At 73.3% G+C, this 13,001-nt stretch carries 10 protein-coding genes; 7 read left to right on the forward strand and 3 right to left on the reverse strand.

Features of this window, described 5'->3' with window-relative positions:
* Nucleotides 1-41: 41 nt before the first annotated feature.
* Complete coding sequence (locus tag G6R13_RS08885) at nt 42-587, reverse strand: hypothetical protein (RefSeq protein WP_240335726.1); 546 nt, start codon at nt 585-587, stop codon at nt 42-44.
* A gap of 62 nt (nt 588-649) precedes the next feature.
* On the opposite strand from G6R13_RS08885, the gene G6R13_RS08890 reads away from it, so the two are divergent.
* From G6R13_RS08890 to G6R13_RS08900, 3 genes are read left to right on the forward strand one after another with little or no spacing between them, the layout of a single operon-like run.
* Nucleotides 650-952, forward strand: a complete 303-nt coding sequence (locus G6R13_RS08890; protein WP_010079302.1) for a DUF3499 family protein — start codon at nt 650-652, stop codon at nt 950-952.
* Between the two features lie 45 nt (nt 953-997).
* Nucleotides 998-2,557 carry an adenosylhomocysteinase gene (ahcY, locus tag G6R13_RS08895; protein WP_240335727.1) on the forward strand — a complete coding sequence of 520 codons (1,560 nt, stop codon included), beginning with the start codon at nt 998-1,000 and terminating at the stop codon, nt 2,555-2,557.
* Between the two features lie 47 nt (nt 2,558-2,604).
* Complete coding sequence (locus G6R13_RS08900; protein WP_095353428.1) at nt 2,605-3,825, forward strand: TIGR01906 family membrane protein; 1,221 nt, start codon at nt 2,605-2,607, stop codon at nt 3,823-3,825.
* A gap of 75 nt (nt 3,826-3,900) precedes the next feature.
* Here the strand turns inward: G6R13_RS08900 and G6R13_RS08905 are convergent, their stop codons facing one another.
* Both G6R13_RS08905 and G6R13_RS08910 read right to left on the reverse strand, forming a co-directional pair.
* Nucleotides 3,901-5,739, reverse strand: a complete 1,839-nt coding sequence (locus G6R13_RS08905; RefSeq protein WP_095353429.1) for an AMP-dependent synthetase/ligase — start codon at nt 5,737-5,739, stop codon at nt 3,901-3,903.
* Between the two features lie 68 nt (nt 5,740-5,807).
* A complete protein-coding gene (locus G6R13_RS08910) occupies nt 5,808-7,421 on the reverse strand; it encodes a phospholipid carrier-dependent glycosyltransferase (protein ID WP_163721467.1) in 1,614 nt (537 codons plus the stop codon).
* 96 nt (nt 7,422-7,517) lie between these two features.
* Here G6R13_RS08910 and rsmI point away from each other — a divergent pair, with 96 nt between their 5' ends.
* The 4 genes from rsmI (at nt 7,518) to G6R13_RS08930 (ending at nt 12,964) form a co-directional block, all read left to right on the forward strand.
* Nucleotides 7,518-8,375, forward strand: a complete 858-nt coding sequence (gene rsmI / locus G6R13_RS08915; protein WP_095347423.1) for a 16S rRNA (cytidine(1402)-2'-O)-methyltransferase — start codon at nt 7,518-7,520, stop codon at nt 8,373-8,375.
* A 183-nt stretch (nt 8,376-8,558) separates the two neighbouring features.
* A complete protein-coding gene (locus G6R13_RS08920; protein WP_095353432.1) occupies nt 8,559-10,046 on the forward strand; it encodes an NAD-dependent succinate-semialdehyde dehydrogenase in 1,488 nt (495 codons plus the stop codon).
* Nucleotides 10,047-10,165: 119 nt separating this feature from the next.
* Nucleotides 10,166-11,119, forward strand: a complete 954-nt coding sequence (locus tag G6R13_RS08925) for a TatD family hydrolase (RefSeq protein ID WP_095353433.1) — start codon at nt 10,166-10,168, stop codon at nt 11,117-11,119.
* 24 nt (nt 11,120-11,143) lie between these two features.
* Nucleotides 11,144-12,964 carry an ABC transporter ATP-binding protein gene (locus G6R13_RS08930; RefSeq protein ID WP_240335728.1) on the forward strand — a complete coding sequence of 607 codons (1,821 nt, stop codon included), beginning with the start codon at nt 11,144-11,146 and terminating at the stop codon, nt 12,962-12,964.
* Nucleotides 12,965-13,001: the final 37 nt, after the last annotated feature.

Raw genomic sequence — 13,001 nt, forward strand, 5'->3', positions numbered from 1 at the left:
CCACCGGGCGCGGTGCCCGGTGCGGACCGCCCGGCCCGGGCTCAGCCGCGGCCCCAGCTGGGGTCGAGCACCTGCGGGTCCACGCCCAGCGCGTCGGCGCAACGGCTCAGCGCCACCCCGTAGACGGCCCCCTCGAGGTCGGCCGGGTCGGCCGCGTCCCGCAGCGGCCGCTCGAACAGGGTGATCAGCACCCCGTCCCGGCCCTGCCGCTCGGCCCGCGCGAACAGCGCCTCCTCATCCCGTTCCCGGCCGGCGTGCAGCTCGCGCAGCCGCTCGTCGAGCCGGTCCGGGATGCGCTCCACCCGCGCGGTCACGTGCCGCAGCCCGGGCGCGTCCAGGGAGCCCAGCCGGTCCACCGCCTTCTCGACGGCGGTCAGCAGCGCCTCGCCCCGGCCCCGCTCCGAGCGCGCACCGAACGGGCGCGGATGCCGCAGCCCTCGGCCACGGCGGTCCCGGCCGCCGCGCCCCGCGGGGGAGGAGACGCCGGCCTCGGCCGGGCCGCCCTCGACGCCCGGCTCGGCCCCCGCGGCGTCGCCCGCCCGGAACGGCAGGGGGTCGAGGGGATCGGAGGCGGCGGGCGCGGTCATGCGCGCCATGGTAGGCCACCGCCCCGGGCCGTCCGCCGAGTAGGGTGACGGGCGTGGGACCCATGCGACGCTGCAGCAAGACCGGATGCCAGAGCCCTGCCCTGGCCACGCTGACGTACAACTACGCGGACTCGCAGGTGGTCATCGGGCCCCTGTCGCGCCGGGCGGAGCCGCACACGTACGACCTCTGCGGCGAACACGCTCGGCGCACCACGGCCCCGCGCGGCTGGGAGGTGCTGCGGCTGGAGCTGCCCGAGCACTACGAGGCCCTCGACGCGGACGGCGGAGTGCGCACGGTCCCCACCCGGCCCATGGCCGCCCCGCCGGCCCGCCCCGGGCTGCGCGTGGTGCGTGACGGGGACTGACGCGGCACGTGTCGTGCCGTCCGGGGCATCGCTAGGCTGGAGGGCATGACTGAGACCTCCGCAGAGTTCCGCACCCCCGACGTCGACCCGGCCTTCGCCAACCGCACCACCGTGCCCGGTGCCTCGTTCGACTTCACGGTCCGGGACCTGTCCTTGGCCGAGGCGGGCCGCCACCAGATCCGCCTGGCCGAGCACGAGATGCCGGGGCTGATGTCCCTGCGCGAGGAGTACGGGGAGACCCAGCCGCTGAAGGGCGCCCGCATCGCCGGCTCCCTGCACATGACCGTGCAGACCGCCGTGCTCATCGAGACCCTCACCGCCCTCGGCGCCGAGGTCCGGTGGGCCTCCTGCAACATCTTCTCCACGCAGGACGAGGCCGCCGCCGCCGTCGTCGTGGGCGCCGGCACCCCCGAGGACCCGCAGGGCGTGCCCGTGTTCGCCTGGAAGAACGAGTCCCTCGAGGACTACTGGTGGACCGCCTCGCAGATCCTCACCTGGCCGGGTGCGGACGAGGATCCGGAGCGCGGCCCCAACATGATCCTGGACGACGGCGGCGACGCCACCCTGCTGGTGCACAAGGGCGTCGAGTTCGAGGCCGCGGGCGCCGTGCCCAGCGCCACCGAGGAGGACCCCGAGGAGTACCGGATCATCCTCGAGACGCTGCGTCGCTCGCTGGCCCGCGACCCGCAGCACTGGACCCGGACCGCCGGCACCCTGCGCGGCGTCTCCGAGGAGACCACCACGGGCGTGCTGCGTCTCTACCAGCTGGCGCAGGCGGGCCGCCTGCTCTTCCCGGCGATCAACGTGAACGACGCCGTGACGAAGTCCAAGTTCGACAACAGGTACGGCATCCGCCACTCCCTGCCGGACGGCATCATGCGCGCCACGGACGTGCTGATCGGCGGCAAGGTGGCCGTGGTCTGCGGCTACGGCGACGTCGGCAAGGGCGCCGCCGAGGCCCTGCGCGGCCAGGGCGCCCGCGTGATCGTCACGGAGATCGACCCGATCTGCGCGCTGCAGGCCGCGATGGACGGCTACCAGGTGGCCCGCCTCGAGGACGTGGTGGGCGAGGGCCACATCTTCGTCACCACCACCGGCGGCAAGGACATCATCATGGCCGAGCACATGGCCGCCATGAGGGACAAGGCCATCGTGGGCAACGTCGGCCACTTCGACAACGAGATCGACATGGCCGGCCTGGCCCGCATCCCCGGCGTCGTGAAGACGGAGATCAAGCCGCAGGTCCACGAGTGGACCCTGGACGGCGGCACGGAGGCCGAGCGCAGCATCATCGTGCTCTCCGAGGGTCGCCTGCTGAACCTCGGCAACGCCACCGGCCACCCCTCGTTCGTGATGAGCGCGTCCTTCACCAACCAGGTGATGGCGCAGATCGAGCTCTTCGGCGGCTCCACGGGCACCGGCGCCCTGACCGGCGACCACTACGAGAAGCGCGTCTACACGCTGCCCAAGGTGCTGGACGAGAAGGTCGCCCGCCTGCACCTGGACGCCCTCGGCGTCGGGCTGACCGAGCTGACCAAGGCCCAGGCCGAGTACCTCGGCGTGGACGTGGCCGGCCCCTACAAGGCCGACCACTACCGCTACTGATCCCCGGCGCCCGCGGGCGGACGGACCCACTCGAGAGAGGCACGAGCATGGCTTCCCATCAGGCCGGCCGCGGGCGCGACGAGCGCGCCGGGGCGGAGGACTTCGATTCCGGACTGGACTACGGCGCGTTCGTCGAGGACGACGCCGCAGACGACCCTAACCGCACCCAGGCGCTGCCCGCCATGGGCCGGGACGACGACGGCGGCGCCCAGCACACCTCGGCGCTCAGCCCCGAGGACCTCGCCGCGCTGCGCGGCGGGGACGCGGCGGCCGCGGACCAGCACACCGCCGGCCGCCCGGCCGCGGACGCCGACCGCGACATCGTCGCCTCCCGGGCCGTGCCCGAGGGCGGCCGGCGGCCGCTGCCCGGCGCCGACGAGCTCGGCCCGCTGAGCGCCGCCGTCGGGGCCCGCGCGGCGGGGTCGAGTGCCGCCGCCCCGGTTGACCGCTACCCCGAGGACGGCACGGCCGCCCCCGTGGCCCAGGCGGCGGCCCTGCAGGGCCCCACGCCGGAGGAGCGCGCGCGCCTGCCCAAGGCGGGCCCGCGCCTGGCGCAGGTGCTGCTGGCGATCCTCGCCCCGCTCGCCCTGCTGCTGGCCACCGTCCGCCTCGTGGCGAGCCCGGTGTTCCTGTGGCTGGAGTACCACCGGCCCGGGTTCCCCGCGGACCGGTTCGGCTTCACCCTCGCCGACCGCATGCACTACGGCTCCGCCGGGCTGGACTACGTGACCAACCTGGCCGGGCCGCGGTATCTCAGCAGCCTCACGCACCAGGGCGCGCCGCTCTTCACCGAGGTCGAGGTCGACCACATGACGGATGTGAAGACCGTGCTGTGGATCGCCGCCGCGGCGCTCGTGGTGCTCGTGGTGGTGTGCGCCCTGCTCATCGCGTCCCTGCTGCGCACCAGCCCCGGCGGGGTGCGCCGCGCCCTGTTCGCCGGCGCCGTGTGGCTGCCGCTCGCGGTGATCGCGCTCGCGGTCCTGGCGGTGCTGGGCTGGGAGACGTTCTTCGCCGGGTTCCACTCGCTGTTCTTCGCGGACGGCACGTGGACGTTCTCCGTGCGGGACGCCCTCATCCGTCTCTACCCCCAGCAGTTCTGGGTGGACGCGGCCGTGGTGGTCGGGCTGGTGACCCTGCTGGCGTCCCTCGTGACGCTCGTGCTCACGTGGCCCACGCGCCGCCGTCGTGAGCTGAGCGCGGACCGCCGCGAGCAGCTGCTGCGCACCCGTCTGCGCTGGGCCCGGGAGGACGACGCCGTGGTGCGCTGACCGCCGCCGGACGGCACCGGGAACGGGTCGGGAGGACGAGGCGTCCTCCCGGCCCGTCATCGTCCGGGGGCGGGGTCAGCGACGGTAGAGGGCCTCGACGTCCTCGGCGTGGTCCTCGATCACCTGGGTCCGCTTGAGCTTCTGGGACTGGGTGACGTGCCCGGAATCCTCGGTGAACGGGTGGTCCAGGATGCGGAAGCGGCGGATGGACTCGGCGCGGGAGACGCCCTCGTTGACCTGGTCCACCGCCTCCTGGATCGAGGCCAGCACGGTGGGGTCCGTCGCGGCCTCGGCCGGCGTGAGGCTGAGCTCGCGGTCCAGGGCCCACTGGGTGAAGGCCTCGGTGTCCAGGGTGATGAGGGCGCCCACGAACGGGCGGTTCTCCCCGACCACCACGACGTGCTCGATGAGCCGGTGCTGGCGCAGCGCCTCCTCCATGGGCGTGGGGTACACGTTCTTGCCGCCGGCGGTGATGATCACGTCCTTCTTGCGGCCGGTGATCCGCAGGAAGCCGTGCTCGTCCAGCGCGCCGATGTCCCCGGTGCGGAAGAAGTCGTCCTCCATCGCCTCCGCCGACGCCTTCGGCATGCCGTGGTAGCCGTCGAACACCACGGGGCCGCGGATGAGGATCTCGCCGTCCTCGGCGATCTTCACCGTCACCCCGGCCACGGGCAGGCCCACGGTGCCCACGCGGTGCGCGCCGGGGATGTTCACGGTGGCCGGCGCGGTGGTCTCCGTGAGGCCGTAGCCCTCCACGATCGGAATGCCGGCGCCGCGGAAGAAGTGCACCAGCTCCGGGGAGAGGGCGGACGCGCCGGACACGCACGAGATCACCTCGCCGCCGAGGGCCTCCCGGATCTTGCGGTAGACCAGCCGGTCGAACAGCGCGCGCCGGGCGCGCAGCAGGGCCGAGGGCCCGGGGCCGTCCCCGAACTCGGCCTCGTCCACGGCCGTGGACCACTCGATGGCGGTGCGCTTGGCGGCCGCGTAGATCGGCCCGGTGCCGCTCTTCTGGGCCTTGGCCTCGATGCCGGCCTCGACCTTCTCGAACACGCGCGGCACGGCCAGCAGCCACGTGGGGTGGAAGGAGGCGAGGTCGCCGAGCAGTGTGGCCGGGGAACCGGAGTGGGCCACCTGGATGCGGGCGTAGAGGCAGATGACCTGGACGGCGTGGGCGAGCACGTGGGCCAGCGGGAGGAAGAGCAGGGTGCGCGACGTCGTCGTCTCCGGGGACCACTGGACCACCTCGCGCGCGAAGTGCAGCACGTTGATGGCCGCGCCCACGAAGTTGCCGTGCGTGATCACGGCGCCCTTCGGGCGGCCGGTGGTGCCGGAGGTGTAGACGATCGAGGCGGGGCTGGCGAGGGTCGCCAGCGAGCGGGCGTGCTCGACGGCGTCGTCCGACACGAACGCGCCGGCCTCGGCCAGCTCCGCCAGCCCCGCGTCCGTCAGCGGGAACGTCGCCACGTCCACGCCCGCGTGCCCGGCGGCCTCGGCGACGCGCTCGCCGAGCTCCTCGCTGCCGACGGCGACCACCCGCAGCCCCGAGTCCGTGACGATGTGCTCCACCTGGTGGGCGGAGGAGGTCTCGTAGATCGGCACGGAGACGGCGCCGGCGAACCACACGGCCTGGTCGAGGACGGCCCACGCGTAGGAGGTGGGGGAGAACAGGCCCACCCGGTCCCCGGGCTGGACGCCGTGGGCGATGAGGCCGGCCGCCACGGCGCGCACCTGGGTCAGGAACGCGGTGAAGTGGACGTCCACCCAGCCGCCCGCGCCGTTGCGCTGGGCGTACACGGGGGCGTCCGGCCGATCGGCACAGGAGGCGACGATCAGGTCCGTGATGTTGGAGTCCGCCGGCGGCATGCCGACGAGCTCGGTGGCGGACTCATGGACGGGGCTCTGGTTCTGCACGGTCCGAGCGTATCCATTTTCGGACGTGCGGCGCGCATTCGGGCACACCCGCGCCCGCGACGCGGCCGTCAGATCCAGCTGCTGAACCACATCCGCCAGCGCCACTGGTCGTACGGGATGACGTCGCCGATCCACACGGGCAGGAAGAACAGGGACACGGCGACGGCGATCGTCACGTACGCCAGCACCAGGGCCGAGCCCCAGCGGGGCCCGGGCCGGCGGCCCGGCCGCAGCAGCAGCGAGAGCGCCAGGGCGATCATCATCACGAGGAAGGGCTCATAGGCGATCGTGTAGAAGAAGAACATGGTCCGCTCGGGCCACAGGAACCACACCAGCTGCCCGGCCACGTAGGCGCTGAGCAGGGCGCCAGCCCGCCAGTCCCGGTGGCGCACCAGCAGCCACACGCACACGAGGACGGCGGCCAGGCCCGTCCACCACACGAACGGGTTGGCGATGTCCGTGATGGCCGCCGAGCACGCGCCCGCGGCGTCCGCCGGGCAGATCCCCTCGCCGGGCTCTGCACCCTCGTAGTAGTAGCTCACGGGCCGGCCCATGAACGGCCAGGTCCACGGGTTGGCGGCGTAGTCGTGGGGGCTGGTGAGGCCCTGGTGGAAGGTCGTGGACTCCACGTGGTAGTGCCACAGGGAGCGCAGCGGACCGGGGACCAGCCCGGCGAGCAGGCCCTCCGGCGGGTTGTCCCGGTGCCAGTCCCGGTAGTAGCCGCCCTCCGTGACGAACCAGCCGGTCCACGAGGCCAGGTAGGCGACCAGGCCGCCGCCCACCACGGCCACGAACGCGTACAGGCCGTCCTTCTCGACGCCGGCCCACGCCCAGTGCCGCACCCCGGCGGTCCGGCGCGCGGACATGTCCCACAGGACCGTGAGCAGGCCGAAGGCCGCCATGAACGCCAGCCCGGAGAGCTTCACGGCGCAGCCGGCGCCCAGCAGCACGCCTGCGAGCAGTCGCCACGGGCGCCAGCCGAGCCACGGCCCGCTGGCCAGGGCGTCGCGTCCTAACCGGGCGACGTCGTGGGCGAGCCGCTCCGCGAGCAGCCGCCGCCCGTGGACGCGGTCCGCCAGCAGGGCGGCGAAGGCCGCGAGCACGAAGAACGAGAGGAAGATGTCCAGCAGCCCGATGCGGGACATCACCAGGTGGTGGCCCTCCACGGCCAGCAGCAGCCCGGCGACCGCGCCCAGGGACACCGAGCGCAGCAGGTGCTGCGTGGCGAGGGCGACCAGCAGGACGGACAGCGTGCCGGCCACCGCGGCGCTGAACCGCCAGCCCACCCCGTTGTCCGGGCCGAACGCGAGCATGCCCAGGCCGATCAGCCACTTGCCCAGCGGCGGGTGCACCACGTAGGCGGCCCCCTCGAGCGGCTCCGCCTCGCCGCGCGCGAACGCGTCGTTGACGTCCTCGTCCCACCGCCGTTCGTAGCCGGACTCCAGGAGGGAGTAGGCGTCCTTGGGGTAGTAGGTCTCGTCGAAGATCAGCTGGTCCGGGTGGGCCAGGTTCGTGAACCGCAGGACGCCGGCGATCACCGTGACCAGCAGCGGCAGGATCCAGTGCCACCGCGTCAGGGGTGCCGCACTCACCCCGAGGCGGGCGCGCAGGGCGGCGGCGCCGAAGGGGCCGTCGTCGACCGCGACGGCGGCGGGGCGGGGGGCGAGGGCGGTGGCGGGCACGGGCTCCATGCTAGGGGGACGGGTGGACGGCGAGACGTGCACGGTGACCGGGGCCGTAGGCTCGGGGCAGCCGTCCGTCCGTCGAAAGGTCGTCCCATGCCCGAGGGCCGCATCGTCCTGGCCGCCACCCCCATCGGCAACCTCGGGGACGCGTCCGCGCGCCTGCGTGAGCTGCTGGCGGAGGCGGACGTGATCGCCGCCGAGGACACCCGGACCGCGCGGCGCCTGTGCGCCGGACTGGGCGTCACCCCGGCGGGCAGGGTGGTGGCCCATCACGAGCACAACGAGGCGGCCTCCACCCAGGGGCTGCTGGACCAGGTGCGGGGCGGTGCCACGGTGGCGGTGGTCTCGGACGCGGGCATGCCCACGGTCTCGGACCCGGGCTATCGGCTCGTGGCGGCCGCGGTGTCCGCGGGGCTGCCCGTGACCTGCGCGCCCGGCCCCTCCGCCGTGACCACCGCGCTCGCCCTCTCCGGCCTGCCGACGGACCGGTTCGCCTTCGACGGCTTCGTCCCTCGCAAGGACGGGGAACGACGGCGATGGCTCACCTCCCTGCTGACCGAGGCACGCACCGTGGTCGCCTTCGAGTCGCCACAGCGTCTGGCGGACGCGCTGGCCGTCGTCGTGGAGGTCCTCGGTGCGGAGCGGCCGGTGTGCGTGGCCCGCGAGCTCACCAAGCTGCACGAGGAGGTGGTGCGCGGCACCGCGGCCGAGGTGCATGCCTGGGCTGCGGAGCGGCACGCGGGGGAGGGGATCCGCGGGGAGATCGTGCTGGTGATCGGGCCGGCCGCGCCCGGCGCTGAGGGCGAGGCGTCCGAGGCGGACGCCGTCGCCGAGGTGGCGGTGCTGGTGGAGTCCGGCACCCGGCTCAAGGAGGCCGTGGCCGCGGTGGCCGGAGCCCACGGGATGCGGAGCCGGGAGCTCTACCAGGCGGTGCTCGCGGCCCGGGGCTGACACGTCCCCGGCTACACAGATGCTCATGCGCGATGGCGCGGCCCCGGGGCCTGGCTAGGATCAGCCGTGGAGCCGCTGCCGACCGCCGCCGGACGGCGTCGGAATAGCCGTGGCCGTCCACCCGTTCCCCTGAGGGACGCGGGGCGTGCCGCCTCCGACCACCGACCCCGAAAGAGGTGCATCATGACCGTGACCGCTGAGCGCGAGAAGGCGCTGCTGGAGTCCGTCCCCACCGGCCTGCTGATCGACGGCGAGTGGCGCGATGCCTCCTCCGGCAAGACCTTCGAGGTGAAGGACCCGGCCACCGGCAAGGTCATCGCGAGCCTGCAGGACGCGAACTCCGACGACGCCATGGCCGCCTTCGACGCCGCCTGCGCCGCGCAGGCCGACTGGGCCCGCACCCCGGCCAAGGAGCGCGCCGACATCCTGCGCCGCGCCTACGACCTGATCAACGAGCGCGCCGAGGACTTCGCGCTGCTGATGACCCTCGAGATGGGCAAGCCGCTCGCCGAGGCCCGCGGCGAGGTCACGTACGGCAACGGCTTCCTGCGCTGGTTCTCCGAGGAGGCGGGCCGCCACTACGGCCGCACCCTGACCGTGCCCGAGGGCACCCTGCGCATGCAGGTCCACCACCGCCCGGTGGGCCCGTGCCTGCTGATCACCCCGTGGAACTTCCCGCTGGCCATGGCCACCCGCAAGGTGGGCCCCGCCGTCGCCGCCGGCTGCACCATGGTCCTCAAGGCCGCCAAGCTGACCCCGCTGACCACCCAGCTGTTCGCGCAGGTGATGCAGGAGGCCGGCCTGCCCAAGGGCGTGCTCAACGTCGTCGCGGGCTCCTCCGCCTCGTCGATCTCCAGCCCGATCCTGCAGGACCGGCGCCTGCGCAAGGTGTCCTTCACCGGCTCCACGCCGGTCGGTGTGCGCCTCATGAAGGACGCCGCGGACAACGTGCTGCGCACCTCGATGGAGCTCGGCGGCAACGCCCCGCTCATCGTCTTCGAGGACGCGGACCTGGACGCCGCCGTCGAGGGCGCTTTCGCCGCGAAGATGCGCAACATGGGCGAGGCCTGCACCGCCGCCAACCGCTTCCTCGTGCACGAGGACGTGGCCGAGGAGTTCACGCAGAAGTTCGTGGCCAAGCTCGAGGCGCTCAAGCCCCTGCGCGGCACCGACCCGGAGTCCACCCTCGGCCCGATCGTGGACGAGGGCGCGCGCGACGACATCGACCAGCTCGTCCAGGACGCCGTGGCGGCCGGCGGCGAGGTGCTCACCGGCGGCCACAAGATCGAGGGCGACGGCTACTTCTACGCGCCGACCGCGATCAAGGTGGAGAAGGGCAACCCGATCCTCCAGCAGGAGATCTTCGGCCCCGTGGCCCCGATCGTGACCTTCTCCTCCGAGGAGGAGGCCATCGAGATGGCCAACGACACCGAGTACGGCCTCGCCTCCTACGTGTTCACGAAGGATCAGGCCCGGATGTACCGCGTGGCCGAGAGCATCGAGTTCGGCCTCATGGGCTACAACGTGGGCGTCATCTCCAACCCGGCCGCGCCGTTCGGCGGCGTGAAGCAGTCGGGCCTGGGCCGCGAGGGCGGCGCCGAGGGCATCGAGGAGTACACCTCGGTGCAGTACATCGGCATCGCCGACCCGTGGGCGGCCACGAAGGCCTGACCTCTCCGCCGATCCGTGCCCTCCGGGGGCGGTATCGGGTGGTATCCACGTCGGATACCACCCGATACCGCCCCCGAGGCGTGTCGGGGGGGCGGGCTCGGCTCCCTAGAGTGGGGTGCATGGCCCACGCATCCGAGACCCCCCTCGCCTACCGCGCCCCCGCCCAGCAGCCGGACGACGACGGCGGCCCGCGCCGGGACGCCCACGAGGAGAAGTCGGGACGTCGGCGGCGCCTCGAGTACCCGCCCGCACCCGAGCCGCTGCCGGCGCCCGTCGTGGACAACCACACGCACCTCGACTTCCGCGACGGCCTGGTCCGCGTGGACGTCCACCAGGCGATGGACGCGGCGGAGGCCGTGGGCGTGACCGGGGCGGTCCAGGTGGGCTGCGACGTCGCCTCGGCCCGGTTCACGATCGCGGCGATCGAGGCCGAGCCCCGCCTGCTCGGGGCCGTGGCGCTGCACCCCAACGACGCGGCCCGCCTGGCCGAGCGCGGCGAGTTCGAGGAGGCGTTCGCGCAGATCGCGGAGCTCGCCCGCCACCCCCGCGTGCGCGCCGTCGGCGAGACGGGCCTCGACTACTTCCGGACGCAGGACGAGGCCGGCCACGCGGCGCAGCAGGAGTCCTTCCGCCGGCACATCCGACTCGCCCGCGAACTCGGTACGGCCCTGCAGATCCACGACCGGGACGCGCACGACGACGTCGTCCGGATCCTGCTCGAGGAGGCGGCCGACGGCGGGCTGCCCCCGCACGTGGTGTTCCACTGCTTCTCCGGCGGCCCCGATCTGGCCCGCACGTGCACCGAGCACGGCTGGCACATGTCCTTCGCCGGCCCCGTCACCTTCAAGGCCAACGACGAGCTGCGCGAGGCGCTGCGGACCGCCCCGGCCGAGCTGCTGCTCGTGGAGACGGACGCGCCCTTCCTCACGCCGCATCCGCACCGGGGCCGCCCCAACGCGCCCTACCTGGTCCCTCTGACGCTGCGGGGCATGGCGGAGACGCGCGGCGACGACGTGGCGGCCCTCGCCCGCGCGGTGGGCGAGAACACCGCCCGGGTGTACGGGGCGTTCTAAGCGGATCCAGACCCGGCCCCTAGGATGGGCGGCGTGCTGACCCGACTCCTCAAAGCCCGGCTGCCCGAGGGAACGCAGTACCTGGTGGACCGCCCCATGCGGATCCGCCTCGTGTTCGTGGTCCTCGGGTCCGTCCTCGTGGCCGGCCTCGAGATGGTGGCGCTCGCCTCGATCCTCCCGCTGGTGAACCTGCTGACCTCGGGGGAGCTGGGCTCGCCGGCGCTCGAGGGGCTGCTGGCCCGGTTCGGGGCCGTGACGGTGCCGGAGCAGACGGTGGCCTTCGCCGTCGTGATCGTGCTGGCCTTCCTGCTCAAGGCGATCCTGGTGCTCGCGTTCCGCTGGTGGACCATGGGGTTCACCAACCAGAACCTCATCCGCACGTCCGCCACGCTGCTGCGCTACTACCTGCGGGCCGACTACGGCCTGCACCTGACGCGCACGGTCGGCACCCTGGTCAACAACGTCACCGGCACCTCCAGCATGGCCTACACGGGCGTGGTGAACGCGTCTGTCACGTTCCTCACGGAGGCCGTGACGCTCGTCGCGGTGGCGGTCGTGGTGGGCGTCGCCATGCCGCTGACGGGGCTCGGGATGGCCCTGTACTTCCTCGCCGTCGCCTGGGTGATCAAGACCGTGATCCGCCGCCCGGCCTCCCGCTTGGGCTGGACCCTGGTGACCGCGGGGGAGCGGGCCAACACGGCGGCGCTGCAGGGCCTGGAGAACTACAAGGACGTGAAGATCCGCGGCAACGACTCGGCCTTCATGGAGGAGTACCGCGCGGCCCGCATGGAGAGCGCCGAAGCCACGCGGCTCAAGATGATCCTCACGATGATGCCGCGCTACGTGCTCGAGGTCGCCTTCGTGGCCGCCATCGCGGCGCTCGTGGCCGTGGCCTTCATCCAGGGCCGCGGCGGGGAGGCGTTCGGCTCGCTCGCCCTGCTCGCGATGGCCGGCTTCCGCGTGCTGCCGTCCATGGCCGCGCTCATGGCCACCACCAATGAGATCCGCACCTCCTGGCCGGCCTTCGAGCGCACGACGGCGGAGCTCGCCGCCGCGCAGCCGGTCCTGCACGCGGCGGACCGGCCCTACGAGCGCATCACGTTCGAGGAGTCCATCGAGGTGCGGGACGCGTCCTTCACCTACCCCGGCAAGGCCGAACCGGTCCTGCGCGACATCGACCTGCGCATCCCCTTCGGCTCCTCGTACGCCTTCGTGGGCGGCAGCGGTGCCGGCAAGACCACCCTGGTGGACCTGGTCATCGGCTTCCACCACGCCCAGCGCGGTGGGGTCTACGTGGACGGGGTGGAGCTCGGGGCCAACCCGCGCGGCTGGTGGGACAACGTGGCGTTCGTCCCGCAGTCCGTCACCGTGGTCAACGGGACGGTGCTGCACAACGTGCTCCTGGACGTCGAGGCCACCCAGACGGCGGACCGGGCCGAGGTGGAGCGCGTGCTGCGCGAAGCCCAGCTGGGCCAGTGGCTGGACGAGCTCCCCGACGGCCTGGACACCGTGATCGGCGAAGGGGCCGTGGGCGTCTCCGGCGGCCAGCGCCAGCGCCTGGGCATCGCGCGCGCGCTCTTCCGGCGCCCCCGCCTCCTCGTGCTCGACGAGGCGACGTCGGCCCTCGACAACCTCACGGAACGCCGGGTCACCGAGGTGATCGAGTCGCTGCGCGGCCGGATCACGGTCATCGTGGTCGCCCACCGTCTCTCCACGGTCAAGCGCTGCGATCAGATCGTGCTGATGGACCAGGGGCGGATCATCGGCCAGGGCACGTTCGCCGGGCTGCAGGAGACGAGCCCCGAGTTCCGCGAGCTCGTCCGGCTCGGTGACCTCTCCACCTGAGCGGAGCCCGCGCCGCTGCGTCCCGGCTACCCCGTCC

Source organism: Micrococcus sp. Alg238-R198, from assembly GCF_900537135.1.
Classification (GTDB): Bacteria; Actinomycetota; Actinomycetes; order Actinomycetales; family Micrococcaceae; genus Micrococcus; species Micrococcus luteus.

What these genes read in the sequence shown, in the direction of transcription:
- G6R13_RS08930 (WP_240335728.1), top strand. Translation starts at nt 11,144, where the DNA reads ATGGGCGGCGTGCTGACCCGACTCCTCAAAGCCCGGCTGCCCGAGGGA.
- rsmI (WP_095347423.1), top strand. Translation starts at nt 7,518, where the DNA reads ATGCCCGAGGGCCGCATCGTCCTGGCCGCCACCCCCATCGGCAACCTC.
- G6R13_RS08925 (WP_095353433.1), top strand. Translation starts at nt 10,166, where the DNA reads ATGGCCCACGCATCCGAGACCCCCCTCGCCTACCGCGCCCCCGCCCAG.
- G6R13_RS08900 (WP_095353428.1), top strand. Translation starts at nt 2,605, where the DNA reads ATGGCTTCCCATCAGGCCGGCCGCGGGCGCGACGAGCGCGCCGGGGCG.
- G6R13_RS08885 (WP_240335726.1), bottom strand. Translation starts at nt 587, where the DNA reads ATGACCGCGCCCGCCGCCTCCGATCCCCTCGACCCCCTGCCGTTCCGG.
- G6R13_RS08890 (WP_010079302.1), top strand. Translation starts at nt 650, where the DNA reads ATGCGACGCTGCAGCAAGACCGGATGCCAGAGCCCTGCCCTGGCCACG.
- G6R13_RS08920 (WP_095353432.1), top strand. Translation starts at nt 8,559, where the DNA reads ATGACCGTGACCGCTGAGCGCGAGAAGGCGCTGCTGGAGTCCGTCCCC.
- ahcY (WP_240335727.1), top strand. Translation starts at nt 998, where the DNA reads ATGACTGAGACCTCCGCAGAGTTCCGCACCCCCGACGTCGACCCGGCC.